A 19,400-nucleotide genomic window follows, 5' to 3' on the forward strand; every position below is an offset into this window, starting at 1 on the left:
GCAAACGTAGCCGAGCGTGGGCTCGGCTCTACAGTTCAATCGCACTTCACCGCATACACCGGCCCAGCCCCGATCAGCATCAGCGCCATGTAGTCGCTGTCGCTGGCCTTGCCCTTCAGCGTCGCGCCCTTGTTGAAGTGGAAGATGCCGAAGCCGCCGGACATGCGGATCAGGGCATTGTCGATCTGGTCGGCGTCGTCGCGGAAGTAGCGGCTGATCTCGCTGGACGTGGCCTTGTGCAGGGCGTTCGGTTCGCGCTGCCACTGCTCGCCACGGCTGAAGGAAACGAAGTACTGGCCGCCTTCCTTGTCGATGCGGAAGTCGGCGGGCTTGCGCGCGCCGGTGGCGAAGCAGCCCTGCAATGGGTCGGCGGAGAAGGGAAGCCGCGCATCGTCGCCGCAGGCAGTGAGCAGCAGGAGGGCACCGGGCAGCAGCAGGCGGAGCGTGCGCATGGGATGTCCCTACAGGGCAGGTGCGGCTAGTGTAGGCAGCACGCGGGCGTGGCCCGTACAGAAATTCGGCAAGGACACAGGGGTTTTCGGATGGCGCAGGGCAAGGCACCGTGGTGCGGCGTGGCCAGTTGGCTGGGGATTGCTGTGGGGTGGGGGGCAGGCACCGTGGCGGCGCAGGCGGCAGTCGCTGCCGGTGGCAATGGCATGGCCGCTGGGCTGGGCGTGGGCGTGCTGGGCGCGGCCTTGGTGGGCGGCGGCCTGGCAGTGGCCGCGCGCGTGCGTGGCGAGCGCTGGCCATGGATCGGCATCAGCGGTGCGGTGCTGAGCGCGCTGCCGCTGCTGATGTACCTGCTGCGGATGATGCTGAAGCTCTAGCGGTAGTGCCGGCCGCTGGCCGGCAACTGCAGGTGGCGTGCGGTGTTCATGGGGTTGCCGGCCAGCGGCCGGCACTACCTGGCGTGCATCACTCGCTGCGGTGGATCTCCACCGTTACATGCACCAGTTCTTCGTGGATCGCCAGCGCGTTGCGCACGGTATCGGCATCCAGCGTGGCGTCACTGGTGACCACGCTGGCGCTGACCGCGTACTTGCCGCGACCCACCTGCCAGACGTGCAGGTCGGCCAGGCGTGCCGGCCACGGGCCCTGTTCGATCACCTCGCGTACTTCGGCCACCACCGGCGCGTCCATCTGCGCGTCGAGCAGGATGCGGCCGCTGTCGCGCAGCAGGCCGACCGCCCACACCGTGACCAGTACGGCGCCGACCAGGCCCATCACCGGGTCCAGCCAGGTGAGGCCGAGCAGCTTGCCGCCGAGCAGGGCGACGATGGCCAGCACCGAGGTGGCGGCGTCGGCCAGCACGTGCACGTAGGCCGAGCGCAGGTTGAGGTCGTGACCGTGCGCATGCCCGTGGTCGTGGTGTTCGTGGCCATGCCCGTGGTCATGCCCGTGGTCATGGCCATGGTGATGATGCGCGTGGCCCGGGCTGTCGTGCAGCCACCAGGCACACAGCAGGTTCACGCCCAGCCCGACCGCCGCGATGGCGATGGCTTCGTTGTAGTGGATCGGTGCTGGTACCCACAGCCGCTCCAGCGACTGCACGGCCATCAGCGCGGCCACGCCGAGCAGGGCGATGGCGCTGGTATAGCCGGCCAGGATCTCGATCTTCCAGGTGCCGAAGGCGAAGCGCGGGTCGTGCGCGTAGCGGCGTGCGCAGCGGTACGCAAACACCGAGAGCCCGAGCGCCAGCGCATGCGAACTCATGTGCCAGCCGTCGGCGAGCACGGCCATGGAGTTGAACCACCAGCCGCCGACGATCTCCACGACCATCATGCTGACGGTGAGCCACAGGGCGCGGCGGGTATTGCGTTCGGCCAGCGGGTTGCCGTCGTCGAAGCGGTGTTCGTGGCGACGGGCGGCGGCAAGGGCGTCCAGGTGCATGGGGGCCAGCGGTGGAGTGGATACCCCCATAGGGTATATGATTCCGGCATGGCTCATGTACACAAGCATCGAAAGCAGTTGCTGACCCGGGTGCGCCGCATCGGCGGACAGGTGGCGGCGTTGGAGCAGGCGCTGGACAGGCCGGAGGGTGAGGCCGGCGACTGTGCGGACGTGCTGGTGCAGGTTGCCGCCGTGCGCGGTGCCGCCCACAGCCTGCTGATGGAGCTGCTGCACGAGCACCTGCAGGAACACGTGGTGGGCGCCGAAGACCCGCAGCAGCGGGCGGCCGAGGCCCAGGTGCTGGTCGAGCTGCTGCGCCGCTACGGCAAATGACCAGGTAGTGCCGGCCGCTGGCCGGCGACTGCAGGTTGTCTTCCCCGTTCATGAGGTTGCCGGCCAGCGGCCGGCACTACCCGTGGCGGTGTCGCGCGTTCCAGATATGCGTGGCGGCCAGCAGCAGGCTGCCGGTGACCGTCATCGGTGTTTCCCAGTCGTGCGAGGGCAGCGCCAACGCGCCGGCCAGCAGCAGGCCGAGCCCGGCGCCGGCGGTGGCCCAGGCCAGCACGGGCAGCGGGTGACGGCGTTCTGCCCGCCACAGCGCGTAGCCGGTCAGCGGCAAGGCGATGGCCACGAACAGCAGATGCACCCATTCCGCTTCGGCCCACGTGCCGAACAGCGGCAGCGCGGCGGCAAGCAGGGGCAGCGCCAGGCAGTGCAGCAGGCACAGGCTGGACAGGGCGACCGCGCCGGCATCAAGCAGGGCGGCAGAAGGCGACTTCATGGGGGGAGGTTCCTTGCGCAGTAATTGTTATACAGTAACATTTCCGTTCCGCAGCCAACCCGCTCCGACATGAACACTGTTTCCCGCGCCGACCGCCGCCTTCCGGTCACCGTGCTGTCCGGCTTCCTCGGGGCCGGCAAGACCACCCTGCTCAACCAGATCCTGCGCAACCGCGAGGGCCTGCGTGTGGCGGTCATCGTCAACGACATGAGCGAGGTCAACATCGATGCGCAGCTGGTACGCGAGGGCGGCGCCGAACTGCGCCGCACCGAAGAGACGCTGGTGGAGTTCAGCAATGGCTGCATCTGCTGCACGCTGCGCGATGACCTGCTGCAGGAAGTGCGGCGCCTGGCCGATGCGGGGCGCTATGACTATCTGCTGATCGAGTCGACGGGCATCGGTGAGCCGATGCCGGTGGCGGCCACCTTCGCGGTACGCGACGAGCAGGGCTTCAGCCTGAGTGACATCGCGCGCCTGGACACGATGGTGACGGTGGTGGACGGCAGCGCGTTCCTCGCCGACTTCGGCTCGACGCTGCGCCTGGCCGAGCGTGGCCAGCAGGCTGGGCCGGATGACGATCGCGGCGTGGTCGACCTGCTGTGCGAACAGGTCGAGTTCGCCGACGTGATCGTGGTCAGCAAGGTCGATCAGACCGATGACGAAGTGCTGCAGGACACGCTGGCCGTGCTGCGTGGCCTGAACCGCGACGCGAAACTGCTGCTGTCCAGCTTCGGTGACGTGCCGCTGGCCGAGCTGCTGGACACCGGTCGCTTCGACTTCGAGCGTGCGCAACGTGCGCCGGGCTGGGTAAAGGAGCTGCGTGGCGAGCACACGCCGGAAACCGAGGAGTACGGCATCGCCAGTTTCGTCTACCGCTCGCGGCGACCGTTCCATCCCGCGCGTTTCGCCCGCGCGTTGCAGTCGGGCATGCCGGGCGTGATCCGCAGCAAGGGCTGGTTCTGGCTGGCCAACCGCATGGACTGGGTGGGCGAGCTGAACACCGTAGGTGCCGCGACGCGGACGCAGGCGGCGGGATTCTGGTACGCCGCACGCGATCGCGTGCGTGCTGGGCTGGAGGACACGCCGCCGTTGCTGCCGCCCACGCCGCTGCCGTACAGCGACCTGGGCTGGGCGCGGCAGCAGGCCGATTGCTGGAGCGCACCGTTGCCGGGGCCGGAAGACTTCCCGGATGCGGCCGCGCACTCGGCGATGCAACGCCTGTGGCACCCGTTGTGGGGGGATCGCCGCCAGGAGCTGGTGGTGATCGGCGTGCACATGGATGAGCGTGCGGTACGTGCGGAACTGGATGCCTGCCTGCTCAACGACCAGGAGCTGCGTGCGGGCCCGCTGCTGTGGCATCAGTTGCCGCAGGCGTTCCCGGTGTGGAAGCGGTGACGGTGCACTGAGGATCGATGGGTTGCCGGCCAGCGGCCGGCACTACCCCTGGTCGATATGCCATGCGTGGATGGATGCATGGCGGAGTCGAGCATGGCTCGACTCTACAATGTGATCCGTCGCGGCCAATCCTGTAGAGCCGAGCCCATGCTCGGCTGCTGCAGTAGATCCAGGCATGGCGTGGATCTACAAGGCGTCACACCACTGCCAACCCTCGGCGCTCACCTGCAACACCTGCGTCGGCTGCAACGCCTGCAGCAGGTGCCGGTCGTGGCTGACCATCACCAGCGCTCCCGGCCATGCCACCAGCAGTTCTTCAAGTGCCTGCAACGCGCTCAGGTCCAGTGCGTTGCCGGGCTCGTCCAGCAGCAACAGCTGCGGTGGGGGGGCGGCATACAGCACGCTGGCCAGCGCGCCTTTCACCCGTTCGCCATCGCTGAGGTGATGGGCTGCACGCTGGATGCGCTGCGCGTCCAGCCCGAGCAGGGCCAGCCGTGTGCGCAGTTCACCGGTATCGGCCGCCGGGTTGGCAGCCTGCACGGTGTCGAGAATGCTGCGCTCGCCGGAGAGCCCCAGCAGCTGCTGGTCGAGCAGCGCCAGTGGTGCATGCCGTTGTACGTTGCCACTGCGTGCAGGCAACTGGCCGGCCAACACGCGCAACAGCGTGGACTTGCCACTGCCGTTGTCACCAACCACGGCGATGCGCTGGCCGCGGCGGATGTCCAGCTGCAACGGCGCGCGGCAGCCATGCGGCAGCACCAGCGACTCGGCCTGCAGCAGGCGTGCGCTGCCGCGTTCCCCCTCGCCGGCAAACAGTGCGAGCTCCGGTGTGGCGTGAACCGCCGAGGCCGCAGCGCGCAGCTGGTCTGCGCTGGCCTGCAGGCGCTCGGCCTGTACCTGCTGTGCGCGGCCGTGGCTGCCCTCTGCACGTTGTTTCTGTCGGCCGAGCAGGATCGGCGCCTGGTTGGCCTGCTTTGCATCGCGATTGCCACGTGCCTGGCGTTGCTGCTGGCGTTCGTGCTGTTCGCGCGCACTGCGCTGCTGCTGCCGGTGCTGGGCGCGGGCGTGGTCGAGCTGTGCCGCGGCCGCTTCGCGTTCGGCGGCACGCGCGTCGGCGTAGTGCTGCCACGGCCCGCCATAGCGATGCAGCCCGCGCGCGTCGAGCTCGACGATCTGCTGCATGTGCGCCAGCAGTTCGCGATCATGGCTGATCACCAGCAGGCCGCCGCGCCACTGCTGCAACCGTTCGTACAACTGCTGGCGATGGCGGGCATCGAGGTGGTTGCTGGGTTCGTCCAGGATCAGCCAATCAGCGCCGCTGGCCCAGGCGCCGGACAGCGCCACCTGCATGGCCTGGCCACCGCTGAGGCGCGCGGCGGGTTGGGCGGGATCGAGGTCGTCGGGCAGCCGTAGCGCCTGCCATTGCTGCTGCAGGCGCTCGCGCAGGTCCCAACGGTCGCCGACGCAGGCGAAGTCGGCCTCGTCCACGCTGCCGGCTTCGATGCGTTGCAGTGCGGCCAGTTCAGCGCCAACGCCGGCCAGTTCACCGACCGTGCCAGCGGGTGGATAGCCGGGCGTCGGCAACAGGAACACGCGGCCGCTGCCGCGTACCTGCCCGTTCTCTGGCTGCACCCGGCCGGCGAGCAGGCGTGCGAGCACGCTCTTGCCAGCGCCATTGGCACCGACCAGGCCGGTAGCGACCGGATCGAAGGAAAACGTCAGATCGGAAAACAGCAGGCGGCCGTCGGCCAGTCGATACGACACGCGATCGAGCGTGAGGGAATGCGGGGTCATGCGACCTCCAGGGATGCCGGGTTCTCCCCTGCGCGCAGGGGCGGGAAGAGTCAGGCCGTCTGATGGGAAGACGGCGGCATCAATGGCGCATTGGTCGCGAGCCTCTTGGAGGAATGAGGGGGCAGTATAGCGGCGCTGGCTGAATGGTTGCGTGCAGCGGTAGAGCCGAGCCATGCTCGGCTGACCTTAAGCATCCACGCATGGCGTGGATCTACGGCACGGTACCCAGCCGGGCGCCGACGAAGTCGATGAACACCCGCAGCTTCGGCAGCACGTGGCGGCCCGAGGGCCACAACAAGTGGAAGGTGCCGCAGGAGTGGACATGATCCTCCAGCACGGTGACCAGGCGGCCGTCGGCCAGCGCATCGCGCACCGAGTGCACCGGCACGAAGGCCAGGCCGACATCATGCAGTGCCAGCGCCACCCGTGCTTCGATGGTGTTGGCCACCATGTGCACCGGAAGTTCCTGCGGTGCTTCGTCATCGGGCCAGTGGATCGGCCACGGCTCCAGCTTGCCGGTGCTGGGGAAGCGATAGTGCAGCAGCGTGTGCTGCATCAGTTCCGCCGGCGTGCGCGGAACCCCGCGGCGCTGCAGGTAGCCCGGCGAGGCGATTACACGGCGCGGGAACACCCCCAGCCGGCGTGCGTTCATCCGCGAGTCGCTGGGTTCACCGACGCGCAGCACCGCATCGAAGCCTTCCTCGATGACATCGACCAGGCGGTCGCTGAAATCCAGGTCGAGGCGGATGTCCGGATACGCCGCCATGAACTCGGCCATCAACGGCAGGGTGAGATCGCCGACCAGCGGCAGGCTGATGCGCAGCGTGCCGCTGGGCGTGGCGTGCGGTTGTGCCAGCTCGGTGCGTGCGGCATCGCGCTCGTCGAGGATGCGCCGGCAGCGCGCCAGGAACAGCTGGCCCTCGGCGGTGAGCGTGATGCTGCGCGTGCTGCGGTGGAACAGGCGCACGCCCAGTGCATGCTCCAGCCGGGCAACGCACTTGCCGGCGGCAGATGCGGAGATGCCCTGCAGGCGCCCGGTCTCGACGAAGCTGCGCGTGTCGGCGGCGTGCACGAAGGTCTGCAGGTTGGCGAGATTGTCCAGGACTGACATCGGCGTAGGGGCAATGAAAGCGGCAGGGTAGGGGCGGCGTGATCACGGCGGGCGGCGCCGCCACCGCAACACTGTGGTGCAGGGTGGGGGCGCCTGCTGTTGCGGCCTTGCAGTTCCGGCCATCATGCCGATTGCGGACTCCATGGTCCATGATGCCCGGAGCGGCAACCGGCTTTTTGCACCGCGCCGTGCTGCCTAACGTGGCGGGCCTCTCCCCACGGATCACCGCGATGAATGCCGCTCTTTCCCTCGGACCTGCACCGATGCTGCCTTCGGTGCAGCGGCTGCTGCAGCAGGTCCACCCGACGCGCCTGGTCGGTGCGGTGGTGCTGGTGTGCGAGCACGGCGTGCTGCGCCATGCCAGCGCGACCGGGCAGGCCGATCGCGAGTCGGCCCTGCCGATGCAGCGCGATCAGCTGTTCCGGCTGGCATCGGTCAGCAAGCCGCTGTTGACCACGGTGATCCTGCGCCTGGTGGCCGAGGGCGTGCTCGACCTCGATGCGCCGGTGCGGCGCTGGCTGCCGGACTTCCGGCCGGCGCTGGCCGATGGCCGCAGGCCGCCGATCAGCCTGCGCCAGCTGCTCAGCCACAGCAGCGGGCTGGGCTACCGTTTCCTGGAAGCCGATGCGCACGGACCGTACGCCCGGGCCGGCGTCAGCGATGGCATGGACGCCAGCCCGGTGTCCCTGGCCGAGAACGTGCGCCGTATCGCACAGGCGCCGCTGCTGTTCGAACCGGGCAGCCAATGGCTGTACTCGTTGGGCGTGGACGTGGCCGGTGCAGTGGCCGAAGCGGCGACCGGTGAAACGCTGCAGGTGCTGTTCAAGCGTTTGCTGGCTGCCCCCCTGGGCCTGCGCGATACCGCGTTCGCCACGCGCGCTGCCGCACGGCTGGCCACGCCGTATGTGAGCGACACGCCCCAGCCGCATCGCCTGCAGGAAGGGGAGGTGGTCGCGCCGTTCGAGGGAACGGTGGGCATCGAGTACAGCCTTGCGCGTGCCCTCGATGCCCGCCGTTTCGCTTCGGCCGGCGCCGGCCTGGTGGGTACTGCCGATGACGTGATGTCGGTGCTGGAGGCGCTGCGTGACGTGCAGCGCTCCGGCCTGCTGCCGCCCGCGCTGGCGGCAGAGATGGCCAGCCCGCAGGTGGGCGAATTTGGGCCGCCGGAACCGGCCGGCTGGGGCTTCGGGCTGGGCTTTGCAGTACTGCGCGAGGCCGCTGCCAGCGGCACGCCGCAGCGCGAAGGCACCTGGCGCTGGGGCGGTGCTTATGGGCACAGCTGGTTTGTTGATCCGGCGCGTGGGCTGAGCGTGGTGGCGCTGACCAACACCCTGTACGAAGGCATGGATGGTGCCTTCGTCGATGACCTGCGCGATGCGGTCTATGCAGACCTGGAGGCTGCGCGATGAGCGGCCACGCCATCGATGCGGCCAGCCCGGCCGGTGAGGCCACACGCTTGCCGTGGGCGGGCCTGCTGGCGCTGGCCGGCGGCGGCTTCATCACCCTGTTGACCGAGACCCTGCCGGCCGGCGTGCTGCGACCGATGGGCGACAGCCTGGGCGTGAGTGATGCGGCGGTGGGCCAGCTGGTGAGCGTGTATGCGCTGGGCTCGGTGATGGCGGCACTGCCGATGACAGCGTTGACCCAGCGCCTGCCGCGGCGTCCGCTGTTGCTGGCGGCCATCGCCGGCTTCGTGGTGGTCAACACGTTGACGGCGCTGAGCAGCAGCTATGCGCTGATCCTTGCTGCGCGTTTCCTGGCCGGCGTGAGCGGTGGCCTGCTGTGGTCACTGGTGGCTGGCTATGCCGCACGCATGGTGGTGCCGTCGCTGCAGGGGCGCGCGATCGCGGTGGCGATGGTGGGGTCGCCGTTGGCACTGTCACTGGGCGTGCCGGCCGGTACGTTGCTGGGCCAGCAGGTCGGCTGGCGCTGGGCGTTCGCGCTGATGAGCGTGCTGGGCGTGGGCCTGCTGGCGTACGCGCGCTGGGCACTGCCGGCGCTGCCTGCGGCCGGTGCCGGTCAACGTGCGTCGCTGGCCAAGGTCTGGCGCATGCCGGGCGTGCGCAGCGCGCTGCTGGTGATGGTGCTGTACGTGCTGGCGCACAACGTGCTCTACACCTACATCGAACCGTTGGCGGTGGAGGCGGGTGCCGGCCCGTGGCTGGACCGGCTGCTGCTCGCCTTCGGCGTGGCGGCGATTGCCGGCATCGGGATTGCTGGTTGGGGCGTGGATCGCCACCTGCGTGCGCTGGTGTGGGCGGCGGTGATCGGCTTCATCGTACCGGTGCTGGCCTTGCTGGCATGGCCCGGCGTGGCCAGCACGCTGCTGCTGGCGACGATCCTGTGGGGCGTGGCGTTCGGCGCGGTGCCGACCCTGTTCCAGACCGCCTTGGCACGACGCGCCGGGGCCGCTGCGGACCTGGCGCAGTCGATGCTGGTGACCGGCTGGAACCTGGCCATTGCGGCCGGCGGCGTGGCGGGCGGCGTGCTGCTGCAGGCCAGCGGCCCGAGCCAGCTGGGATGGTTGCCGCTGCTGTTGCTGGCGGTGACCGTCGCGTGGTTGCTGGCACGGCCGAAGGCGTGGGCGTAGGCGGCGCTCAACGATGATGCGGTGCCGGCCAGCGGCCGGCACTACCGTGGGCCGCGCCATCCTCGCATGGCGTGGATCTACCGAGCGCAGCGACCCGCGTTTGCTTCTTCTGTTGATTCCGTGGTGGGACCGCCGCCAGAACCTGTCAGAGACCGTCCCGGCCAACGCCGGGATAGCTGTACGCGACCCACCACCAGGGGCTCTGCCGTTGGCCGTCCTACTCGATCCCTTCACGCTCGATCGGCACGCTGCGCGGGTTCTGCATGTGCTCGCGTGCAGCGCCGTACTGCTGCTGCCGCTTGTGGTGGAAGGCGACGAACTCATCACGCGGCAGCGGCCGCGAGAACAGCCAGCCCTGGCCGAATTCCACATGCCGGCTGTGCAGGTAGGCCAGCTGCGCTTCGGTTTCCACGCCCTCGGCCACCACCCACAGGCCCAGCTCCTTGGCCATGTCGATGATGTGCGGCGTGACCGGGCTGGTGGCGCTTTCGGTGCCGATCGCATCGATGAACGACTTGTCGATCTTCAGCGCATCCAGTGGCAGCTGCTGCAGGTACTGCAGGCTGGAGAAGCCGACGCCGAAATCGTCGATCGCCACGCTGTGGCCGGCGCGGCGGGCGGCGGCAAGCATGGTGCGCGCGCGGTCCAGGTCGAGGAAGCCACGTTCGGTGGCCTCCATCCAGATCTGCTGCGGCAGGATGCCGCTGCCGGCCATGTGCCGGGAAATCATCTTCAGGGCGCGGCCGCTGCTGATGTCTTCGGCGGCGAGGTTGATCGCGATGTGCGCGCTGCGGTCGGCCACCAGCAGCTCGCGCATGTCGCGCACCACGTTCTCGATCACCAGGTCGGTGACGTCGGCGATCATGCCGGCCTCTTCGGCCAGCGGAATGAACAGGTCCGGCCGCACCTGGGTGCCATCCGGGCGTTGCCAGCGCACCAGCGCCTCGGCGCCGACGCAGATGCCGGTGTCCAGTTCGATGATCGGCTGGTAATGCAGGTACAGCTCGCGGCGGCGGATGGCGGTGGCCAGCTCACCGCGCAGCGACAGGCGGCGCCGCGACAGCCAGATCACCAGGCCGGCCCCGGCGGCGGCCAGCAGGAGGCCGACCGGCACGTACAGCCATGCCTGCTGGCGGAAGGCGGCGGCCAGCGCGGTGCGCGGCGTGGTGGCGATGGCCAGCCATTCCTCGTTGCGCGCGCTGGCGAACAGCGTGGCGTGATCCAGGCCTTCGCCGGGGTCGCGCAGCAGTGCCTGCAGCAGGTCCGGATCCAGGCCGGGCTGTTTGGCCAGCAGGCGTCCATCGGGGCTGGCCAGCGCCAGCCGCACGTTCGGGTCGGCAATGACATCGACGAAGCGGCGCGGGTCCACCAGTGCGTCGTAGGACCCATACAGGACCGCCAGCACCTGGCGGCGGCCGCTGATTTCCGGGCGCACATCCACTGCAATGCCTGCGCCATCGCTGGTGACGTGGTCCGGCGTGGGTTGATCCACATCGGACAGGAACGGACCCCACGAGGTGCAGCGCAGCTTGCCACCTTCGAAGTAGCCCATCTGGTCGATCGATGGGGTGGTCATCACCAGGGTCTGCATGCGCCGGATGTGTTCGGGGCTGCAGGGTACGTAGGCGCCGGCCTCGGCCGATTTCAGTGCCGCCAGCGCTTCCTGGTAGGACAGGTCGGAGCGGCGCAGGGTGCGATCGGCGATGTCGCGCAGGCGCTGCTGTTCGACGCTGATCGCGCGGTCCCAGGTGGCGTAGGCCATGACCGCGATCGGCAGCGCAGCGGCCAGCAGGGCCAGGGCGGTGCCGCCGATGATGACGCGCAGCCGGCTCATGGCCGGGGCTCCAGCGGGGCGGGCGGGGCAGGGCGCATGGTGGGCCGGTCCTTGGGCAGGTGCGGCTATCTGAGCATGGCGCCGGGCCGGGCGGAATGGGATCAATACGGTATTCGGTCACATTGTGGTGAAAGCGGCCCGCTTTGACGCAATGGGTCCGTCTGGCGCTGGCGCTCGGCGCCGCGGAGGACTACCGTCGAATGCTTCGCCCGCCCCTTTTGCCCGCGCCCATGACCGAGCCCGCAACGCCCCCCGAGCACCTGCGCCGCAGCCTGTCCAACCGCCACCTGCAACTGATCGCCATCGGCGGTGCCATCGGCACCGGCCTGTTCATGGGATCGGGCAAGACCATCAGCCTGGCCGGCCCCTCCATCGTCTTCGTCTACCTGATCATCGGCGCGATGCTGTTCTTCGTGATGCGCGCGATGGGCGAACTCCTGCTGTCCAACCTGCAGTACAAATCCTTCATCGATTTCTCCACCGACCTGCTCGGCCCGTGGGCCGGGTTCTTCTGTGGATGGACCTACTGGTTCTGCTGGATCGTCACCGCCATCGCCGATGTGATCGCCATTGCCGCCTACGCGCAGTTCTGGTTCCCCGGGCTTGAAGCCTGGAAACCGGCGCTGGCCTGCGTGATGCTGCTGCTGGCATTGAACCTGGTGACGGTGAAGCTGTTCGGCGAAATGGAATTCTGGTTCGCGCTGATCAAGATCGTGGCGATCTGCGCGCTGATCATCACTGGCGCCGGGCTGGTGGCGTGGGGCTTCACCTCACCCAGCGGCCACACCGCGTCGCTGTCGAACCTGTGGAATGACGGTGGCATGTTCCCGATGGGGCTGGTCGGCTTCTTCGCCGGCTTCCAGATTGCGGTGTTCGCCTTCGTCGGCATCGAGCTGGTCGGCACCACCGCCGCCGAAACCGCCGACCCCGAGCGCAACCTGCCCAAGGCGATCAACTCGATCCCGGTGCGCATCATCATCTTCTACGTGCTGGCGCTGATCGCGATCATGGCGGTCACCCCGTGGCGCCAGGTGGTGCCGGACAAGAGCCCGTTCGTGCAGCTGTTCGTGCTGGCCGGCATTCCCGCCGCCGCCAGCCTGATCAACTTCGTGGTGCTGACTTCGGCCACGTCCTCGGCCAACAGCGGCATCTTCTCCACCAGCCGCATGCTGTACGGCCTGGCCGAAGAGGGCCACGCCCCGCGCGGGCTGTCGAAACTGTCGCGCGCCGCAGTGCCGGCCCGTGGCCTGCTGTTCTCGTGCCTGTGCCTGCTGGGCGGCACGCTGCTGATCTACCTGATTCCCAACCTGGTGACCGCCTTCACCCTGGTGACGACACTGGCGACGGTGCTGTTCATCTTCGTCTGGTCGCTGATCCTGGTGGCCTACATGGCCTATCGCCGTCGCTATCCGGAGCGCCATGCTGCATCGATCTTCAAGATGCCCGGCGGCGTCGCGATGTGCTGGGCCTGCCTGGTGTTCTTCGCCGCCGTGCTGGTGCTGCTGAGCCTGCAGGGCGACACCCGCCAGGCGCTGATCGCCAGCCCGGCGTGGTTCGTGCTGCTGGGCGTGGGCTATTGGGTGCGTCGGAGGACCGCGAAGTGATCCGAAGTGGGGTCAGGTCCCGTTGCTCAGCAACGGGATGTGACCCCGGCAGGTCGCGGGACCCACCCCGCCTCCTCGCGGGAAAACGGCTGTTGCTGTTGAGGTTGCCGGCCAGCGGCCGGCACTACCACGGGTGCAGGACGCCGCCCTGCCGGCCCCCATTCACCCAACATTAGCGGGCACGGCCGGATCATCCGGCCGCCATGTCCCCTCGCCCCCTCCTGCTCGCGCTGTTGCTGCTGCCCAGCCTGTGGCCCGGGCTGGCCGCCGCGCGCACCGTCTACCGCTGCGTGCAGGGCAACACCGTCAGCCTGGCCACCGCGCCGGAGCCGGGATCGCGGTGCACGCCGAAGGAGATCGACGACAACGCCGTCCAAACCCCGAACCTGTGGGGCAACATGGGCGTGTTCAGCGGCGTGCTGTACGAGCGCGAACAGGACGGGGCGCTGGTCTACTCCACGCGCAACCTGCCCGGCTCGCGGGTGTTCCTGAAGTTCACCGTGGCCACGCCGCCAGGCGAGCCGGCGCACGAAGGCCTGGGCAAGGTCGGCACGCCGCAGCTGGCGCAGCACGCCCGGCAGTTCAAGGCCGCGTCCAGGGCCACCGGCGTCGATGATGCCTGGCTGCGTGCCATCGCCCACGCCGAAAGCAATTTCGACGCGCTGGCGGTATCCAGCAAGGGCGCACAGGGCGTGATGCAGCTGATGCCCGAAACCGCGCAGGAATACGGGGTGAGCGATCCGTTCTCGCCGCAGCAGTCGATCGAGGGTGGCGCGCGCTACATGCGCGCGCTGCTGCGCCGCTACAACGGCGACCGCCCGTTGGCGGCGGCCGCCTACAACGCGGGCATCGGTGCGGTCACCCGCTACAAGGGCGTGCCGCCCTACGCCGAAACCCTGGCCTACGTGGACAAGGTGATGGCGCTGTACGCACGCTACCGCGAAGCGATGGGCATCCGCACCGAAGTGCCGGCGCGCTAGCGGACGGTGCCGCCTGCACGTGGCGTTGTAGAGCCGAGCCGATGCTCGGCTGCGCCAATTGCAGCCGAGCATCGGCTCGGCTCTACACAAAAGCCGCTCAGCGCGAGGTGGAGGTGCTGACCAGGTCGTAGCGCTCGATGCGGCCGACGCGTGCCACCTCGGCCTGCACGTCGGCACGCTGCTTGAGTGCACGCCACGCGGCATCGATGCGCACATCACCCGGCAATGACGGATACGTGCGCATGTCCTGCAGGCTGGCCAGGGTTTCACCGCGTTCGATGGGCGAGCGCAGCTGTTCGATCAGCACGGCGGCGGCACCGTCCAGGTTGCCTTCCTCCAGCAGCATTTCGCGATGGAACAGGCGGGCATCCTCGCGCTGGGCCAGGATCACCGCGCGTGCCGCTTCGCGCGCTTTGGCATCACCACGCTCGCGGGCGGCGGCGAACTGCAGCAGCGCCTGCGCGGCCTTGCCGTAGCCGGCGAGGCCCGGCATGTCATTCACTGCCTGCGCAGCGTCCTGCATGCGCCCCAGCGAACTGAAGACGAAGCCGACATTCATCTGGTGCTCGACACCATCCGGGCCGAGTGCGCCGATGCGTTGGGCCTGTTGCGCCGTGGCCAGTGCCTCATCGGTGCGGCCCAGCCGGCGCAGTGCGGTGAGCCGGCTGTTGAGCAGCCAGGCCACCCATTCCGCTTCGGCGGCGGCAGGTGATTCGCCGTTGCTCGCGGCACCGGCCATGCCTTCGGTCAACGACAGCACTTCCTCGTTGCGGTCCAGCATGAGCAGGGTGGTGCTGAACTCGGCCATGCGCGCGTCCAGTGCACGGTCGAGCAGGCCGGAGACGCGCAGTTCATCGAGGTGGCGCTGCGCCGCCTGCACCGGATCGAAACGCGCATCGCCGCGATCGACATAACGGTCGAAGCGCTTGTCGCTGCGCAGGCGGATGATCTCGGCCGGGCTGTCGATGCGGGCCAGCGTGGCTGGAATGCCGTCGCCACGGCCATTGTCGGCCTGCAGCGTGGCCAGCGTCAGCCACAGCCCGGTGGGTTCCAGGCCGGCACTTTTCCAGCCGTTGTCAAACAGCGCCTGCAGCAGGTCCATGCGCTTCATCGGCTGGTCACGCAGGCGGTACTGCAGGTAGTTGATGGCGTGGTGATCGACCGGCAGCGGCGCGTCGGCATGCTGCAGTGCCTTCACCAGGAAGGTGGTGGCTGCGGCCGGCTGGTTGTCCGACAGTTCCACCGACACCTGGGTAAGCAGGATCTGTGCATCCTCCGGCAGGGCCTCCTGCGCCCGCTGCAGGTAGCGGCGGGCCAGGGCCGGCTTCTTCTGCATCAGTGCGGTCCAGCCAGCGACCTGCGAGGCGCGGCCACGATGCTCGGCATCGAAGTCGTCCAGCAGGGGATCCTCCATCAGCCGTTCCATGCTGATCAGCGCGCCCAGCGTGTTGCCACTGCGTGACTGCTGGATGGCCTCATCCCAGCGCGTGGCATAGGCCTGGTGCATCGCATCGGCGGTGATTGACGGCTTCTGCGGCGCCACCGTGATCGAAGCAGTGGCGGATGTGCTGGCCAATGCGGCCAGCAGCAGGGCGGTGAGCGGGAGAACGCGGGGCATGGAGAATCTCCATCCGTGGGAACCGCATTGAACCTGCTGCAGCCAGCGAGGACAAGCACGACGAAGCGAATTCTGGCGTTCAGCCGCACAATCGGCCGTGGCGGATCGCACGCGCAGCGTCTATTGTCGGTGCCTCTTCAGACAGCAGGCAGGCAGCGCAGCACGATGGCACGGTGGCAATGGATGGCGGCAGGCGTAGCGTTGGCGACGGTAGTGGCATTGGCTGCGACCTGGTGGGAGACACCGCTGCATACGCTGGCTGAACCGGCGGGTCCGGCTCCGACGCCGTTGGCGTGGACCGCGCAGATCGAACCGCTGGCCGGCGATGGCCACCCGGGTGACCGTGATGGCGCGTCCGCGCAGGCACGCTTCGCCGATCCGTACGCGTTGCTGCGCAGTGCCGATGGCAGCGTCTATTTCACCGATGCCGGCGACAACAACCGGATCCGTCGCCGCCTTCCCGATGGCCGCGTTGAAACGGTGGCCGGGCAGGGCGAGGGACGTGTCGATGGCCCTGCACTGCAGGCCAGTTTCAACACGCCTTCGGGCATTGCCGCCGACGCGCAGGGCAACCTGTATGTGGCCGACACCGGCAACCATGCGATCCGCCGCATCAGTACCGATGGCCAGGTGACCACGCTGGCCGGTGGCGAACAGGGCCACGCCGACGGCCCTGCCGCGCAGGCCCGCTTCGATGCGCCGATGGGCATCGCCGTGGATGCGCAGGGCCAGGTTTACGTGGCCGATACGTTCAACGATCGCATCCGGGTGATCGGTACGGATGGCAGCGTGCGCACCCTGGCCGGTGGTGATCGGCCGGGCCTTGCCGATGGCGTGGGCGCCGCTGCGCGCTTCGATACGCCGGTGGCGCTGGCCTTCGACGCGCAGGGCGCGTTGCTGGTGGCCGACCTGTTCAACAACGCCGTGCGCCGGGTGGGTGCCGATGGTACGGTCAGCACCGTGGTCGCCGCCGGTGGCGTGATCAATGGGCCGCTGTCGTTGGCCACCACCCATGACGGCGTGCTGTACGTGGGTGACCTCGATGGCCGCATCGTGCAGGTGACGCCGCAGGGCCATCAGATCGCGCTGGTCGGCAATGGCCGCCTGCCGCGCCTGGCCCGCCCCAGCGGATTGGCGCTGGATGCCGATGGCAGCGTGCTGGTGGCCGACGCCGCCAGCTACCGCCTGCATCGCCTGCGCCCGCTGCCGGTGGGCGACCTGCCGGCACCGGCACTGGTCGGCCCGGCTGCCGATGCCGCGCTGCCGAAGACCGGGGGCCGTTGGCCGCTGGCACCGCAGGACGGCTGGCACGAAGTGGTCGGCACCCTGGGCGAGGTGCGCGGCAACTTCACCGGTGAGAGCCGCCACCACCTGCATGGCGGCTTCGACGTGCGCGGTGATGTGGGCCAGACCGTGCTGGCGATCGCCGAAGGCAAGATCAGCAGCCCGGTGGCCGCCTGGAACCTGGGTGAGCAGGCCGAGGGCCTGGTCGTGGATCGCCTCAAGTACATCCACATGCGGGTCGGCCGCACCCCGCGCGACGAACCCTACGATGCGCGCTGGCAGGCGCTGTACGACGAGCAGGGCAGGCTGGAGCGGATGCGCGTGCGCCGCGGCATGCGCATCCACGTCGGTGACCGCCTGGGCAGCATCAACAACCAGGCGCACGTGCACCTGGCGGTGGGTACCGGCGGCTTCGAGACCAACGCGGTGGCGCTGGGCTTCCAGGGCTACGCCGACCACTTCGCGCCGCGCATCACCGATGTGGCCCTGCTGGACGACAACGACCAGCCGATGGCGCCGGGCGGCGATGGCGTGGTGATGGTGGCGCGCCAGGGCCGCGGCGTGCAGATCGTGGTCGAGGCCTGGGACCAGGTCGACAACAACCTGCCGCGCCGCCGCCTGGGCATGTACCAGGTGGGCTACCAGATCCTCGACGCCGATGGCCGAGCGCTGCAGGGCTATGAACAGCCACGCTGGAACATCGTGTTCAACCGCATGCCGCCGCAGAAGGAAGCTGTGCGCGTGGCCTACGCACCGGACAGCGGCATCACCGTGCATGGCAGCGCGGTGACCCGTTTCCGCTACCTGGCCACCAACACCGTGCGCGACGGCCTGATGGAAACCGGGCGCTGGCAGCCGGCGGCGCTGCCGCCGGGCGAGTACATCGTGCGCGCCAGCGTGCGCGACTACAGCGGCAACGAAGGCGTCGGTCCGCGCGAGATCAGGGTACGGCTGCTGCCATAGCCGCAGCCGGGGCGCCGCAGCGTTCGCGCTCGGCGTCCATGTCTTCCAGCGGCCGCACTTCGATGCTGCCGAAGCGCGCCCACGGGAAGTCGCGGGCGATGCGCATGGCTTCGTCGCGGTCGCGGGCGACGATCAGGTTGAAGCCGGCCAGCAGTTCGCGGGTTTCGGCGAACGGGCCATCGAGAACACGGCTGTTGCCATCACGCACGCGCAGGGTCTGTGCAGTGTCGACCGGCTGCAGTTTCTGCGCGGCCAGCAGCGTGCCTTCGGCCTGCAGCTTGTCGGCGTGGGCCAGGCAGTCGCGCATCAGCGCGTTGAATTCTTCGATGGGCAGGGCCTGCAGCAGGGCAGGCTCGATATAGATCAGAAGCAGGTACTGCTGCATGGGACGGTCCTGGCGGGGGCGGGGTGCCCATGATGGCGCAGGATGGCGCATGGGCATGTTGCAGCGCAGAAGCGCGCCTTCGGCGGGGGCGGCGAACGGCGGAGCCCCTCCGTGGTGGGTTTGGGTGGGTCGCTGAAAGCGGGTTTCCTGAGGGTGGGCCGGGCGGGTGGGATTGGCGAGGACGCCGTGAATCCGTCCCTGGAGGCTTAGCCGCGCCATCCATGGCGCGGATACCCCGCCAACCCCACCCGCCCGGCCCCAGACAGATTCCGGCGGCCGATCCACCACGGGAAATCAACAAGCAAGAGCAAAAGCGGGTCGCTTCGCTCGCAAAGCCGAGCCCGCCAGCCAACCGTCTTTGCTTTTGCTGTTGCTGTTGCTGTTGCTGTCGCCGTTGCTGTTGCCTTTTCTCTTGATCTTCCCGTGGTGGGTACCGGAGGCAGGAAACTGTCCAGGGCCGGGTGGGTAGGCGGGGCGGGGGTGTCCGCGGCATGGATGCCGCGGCCAAGCCCCCATGGATGGGTTTACGGCGTCCCCCGACCCGCCTACCCACCCGGCCAAACCCATGAACCCGCGCTTTCAGCGACCAACCCAACCCACCACGGAGGGGCTCCGCCGTTCGCCGACTCCCGCCGAAGGCGTGCCTTCCACGCAGAAAAAAAATTTCCGGAAACGTGTCGATTCCGATGACCCTGGTTCGTTGTACCCAATGAAGGGCACGCACCACGCGTCCCCACGGGAGACCGCAATGAAAGTGATGGTGATCGTGAAGGCCAACGCCGACTCCGAAGCCGGCCGCATGCCCAGCGAACAGGAACTGTCCGAAATGGGCGCCTTCAACGAACAACTGGTGGCCGCCGGCATCATGCTGGCCGGTGAAGGCCTGCACGCCACCCAGCGCGGCCGTCGCATTCACTTCGGCGGCGGGGCACCCCAGGTCGAGGCCGGTCCGTTCGGTCCTGCCAGTGAACAGATCGCCGGCTTCTGGCTGTGGGAGGTGCGGTCGCTGGACGAAGCGGTTGAATGGGCCAGCCGCGCGCCGTTCGGCAGTGGCGGCACGCTCGAACTGCGTCCCTTGATCTCCGCTGAAGACTTCGGTGAAGCCTTCACCCCCGAATTACAGCAGCAGGAACAGCGTCTGCGTGCACAGCTGGAAGGTTGACCCGATTCA

The 19,400-nt window shown here is 68.7% G+C and carries 17 protein-coding genes; 9 read left to right on the plus strand and 8 right to left on the minus strand.

All coding sequences use genetic code 11. The features are described 5' to 3' along the window. Nucleotides 1-35: 35 nt before the first annotated feature. The gene (locus AC5P7A_RS06420; RefSeq protein WP_075076834.1) at nt 36-452 is read right to left on the minus strand and encodes a hypothetical protein; all 417 of its coding nucleotides are present in this window, start codon (nt 450-452) and stop codon (nt 36-38) included. A gap of 90 nt (nt 453-542) precedes the next feature. On the opposite strand from AC5P7A_RS06420, the gene AC5P7A_RS06425 reads away from it, so the two are divergent. Next, nucleotides 543-827 carry a hypothetical protein gene (locus AC5P7A_RS06425; RefSeq protein ID WP_032961769.1) on the plus strand — a complete coding sequence of 95 codons (285 nt, stop codon included), beginning with the start codon at nt 543-545 and terminating at the stop codon, nt 825-827. Between the two features lie 88 nt (nt 828-915). Here AC5P7A_RS06425 and dmeF read toward each other — a convergent pair whose 3' ends face one another. Then, on the minus strand, nt 916-1,890 hold the full coding sequence (gene dmeF / locus AC5P7A_RS06430) for a CDF family Co(II)/Ni(II) efflux transporter DmeF (RefSeq protein ID WP_053494887.1): 975 nt from the start codon (nt 1,888-1,890) through the stop codon (nt 916-918). A 48-nt stretch (nt 1,891-1,938) separates the two neighbouring features. On the opposite strand from dmeF, the gene AC5P7A_RS06435 reads away from it, so the two are divergent. Next, nucleotides 1,939-2,223, plus strand: coding sequence for a metal-sensing transcriptional repressor (locus AC5P7A_RS06435; RefSeq protein WP_041863029.1), 285 nt, complete (start codon nt 1,939-1,941; stop codon nt 2,221-2,223). A 76-nt stretch (nt 2,224-2,299) separates the two neighbouring features. Here the strand turns inward: AC5P7A_RS06435 and AC5P7A_RS06440 are convergent, their stop codons facing one another. After that, entirely contained in the window at nt 2,300-2,671 is a 372-nt protein-coding gene (locus AC5P7A_RS06440) for a MerC domain-containing protein (protein WP_014645760.1), read from the minus strand. 69 nt (nt 2,672-2,740) lie between these two features. On the opposite strand from AC5P7A_RS06440, the gene AC5P7A_RS06445 reads away from it, so the two are divergent. Continuing rightward, entirely contained in the window at nt 2,741-4,066 is a 1,326-nt protein-coding gene (locus AC5P7A_RS06445) for a GTP-binding protein (protein ID WP_014645761.1), read from the plus strand. A 186-nt stretch (nt 4,067-4,252) separates the two neighbouring features. On the opposite strand, the gene AC5P7A_RS06450 is transcribed toward AC5P7A_RS06445, so the two are convergent. Both AC5P7A_RS06450 and AC5P7A_RS06455 read right to left on the minus strand, forming a co-directional pair. Then, nucleotides 4,253-5,860 (minus strand): ATP-binding cassette domain-containing protein, encoded by a 1,608-nt coding sequence (locus tag AC5P7A_RS06450; RefSeq protein ID WP_495219971.1) that lies wholly within the window; start codon nt 5,858-5,860, stop codon nt 4,253-4,255. Between the two features lie 211 nt (nt 5,861-6,071). Next, nucleotides 6,072-6,971 carry a LysR family transcriptional regulator gene (locus tag AC5P7A_RS06455; RefSeq protein WP_329768431.1) on the minus strand — a complete coding sequence of 300 codons (900 nt, stop codon included), beginning with the start codon at nt 6,969-6,971 and terminating at the stop codon, nt 6,072-6,074. Nucleotides 6,972-7,201: 230 nt separating this feature from the next. On the opposite strand from AC5P7A_RS06455, the gene AC5P7A_RS06460 reads away from it, so the two are divergent. Then, nucleotides 7,202-8,380: a serine hydrolase domain-containing protein gene (locus AC5P7A_RS06460; protein WP_495219972.1), complete on the plus strand. Its 1,179-nt coding sequence runs from the start codon at nt 7,202-7,204 to the stop codon at nt 8,378-8,380. Further along, entirely contained in the window at nt 8,377-9,561 is a 1,185-nt protein-coding gene (locus tag AC5P7A_RS06465; protein ID WP_111207063.1) for an MFS transporter, read from the plus strand. Before AC5P7A_RS06460 ends, AC5P7A_RS06465 begins: the two co-directional genes overlap by 4 nt. Nucleotides 9,562-9,778: 217 nt before the next feature. Here AC5P7A_RS06465 and AC5P7A_RS06470 read toward each other — a convergent pair whose 3' ends face one another. Next, a complete protein-coding gene (locus AC5P7A_RS06470; RefSeq protein WP_049441460.1) occupies nt 9,779-11,395 on the minus strand; it encodes an EAL domain-containing protein in 1,617 nt (538 codons plus the stop codon). Between the two features lie 230 nt (nt 11,396-11,625). Here AC5P7A_RS06470 and cycA point away from each other — a divergent pair, with 230 nt between their 5' ends. Then, complete coding sequence (gene cycA / locus AC5P7A_RS06475) at nt 11,626-12,999, plus strand: D-serine/D-alanine/glycine transporter (RefSeq protein ID WP_032962245.1); 1,374 nt, start codon at nt 11,626-11,628, stop codon at nt 12,997-12,999. Between the two features lie 203 nt (nt 13,000-13,202). Then, nucleotides 13,203-13,979 carry a lytic transglycosylase domain-containing protein gene (locus AC5P7A_RS06480; RefSeq protein WP_111206132.1) on the plus strand — a complete coding sequence of 259 codons (777 nt, stop codon included), beginning with the start codon at nt 13,203-13,205 and terminating at the stop codon, nt 13,977-13,979. 97 nt (nt 13,980-14,076) lie between these two features. On the opposite strand, the gene AC5P7A_RS06485 is transcribed toward AC5P7A_RS06480, so the two are convergent. Further along, nucleotides 14,077-15,597, minus strand: a complete 1,521-nt coding sequence (locus tag AC5P7A_RS06485; RefSeq protein ID WP_111206133.1) for a hypothetical protein — start codon at nt 15,595-15,597, stop codon at nt 14,077-14,079. Between the two features lie 165 nt (nt 15,598-15,762). Between AC5P7A_RS06485 and AC5P7A_RS06490 the strand changes: the two genes are divergently transcribed. Further along, entirely contained in the window at nt 15,763-17,844 is a 2,082-nt protein-coding gene (locus tag AC5P7A_RS06490; RefSeq protein ID WP_049441465.1) for an NHL repeat-containing protein, read from the plus strand. On the opposite strand, the gene AC5P7A_RS06495 is transcribed toward AC5P7A_RS06490, so the two are convergent. Further along, nucleotides 17,822-18,229 (minus strand): YciI family protein, encoded by a 408-nt coding sequence (locus tag AC5P7A_RS06495; protein WP_012479004.1) that lies wholly within the window; start codon nt 18,227-18,229, stop codon nt 17,822-17,824. The genes AC5P7A_RS06490 and AC5P7A_RS06495 overlap by 23 nt on opposite strands. 748 nt (nt 18,230-18,977) lie before the next feature. Here AC5P7A_RS06495 and AC5P7A_RS06500 point away from each other — a divergent pair. After that, a complete protein-coding gene (locus tag AC5P7A_RS06500; protein WP_014645771.1) occupies nt 18,978-19,391 on the plus strand; it encodes a YciI family protein in 414 nt (137 codons plus the stop codon). Nucleotides 19,392-19,400: the final 9 nt, after the last annotated feature.

It is taken from the genome of Stenotrophomonas sp. YJH_SMC_65 (genome assembly GCF_059369475.1).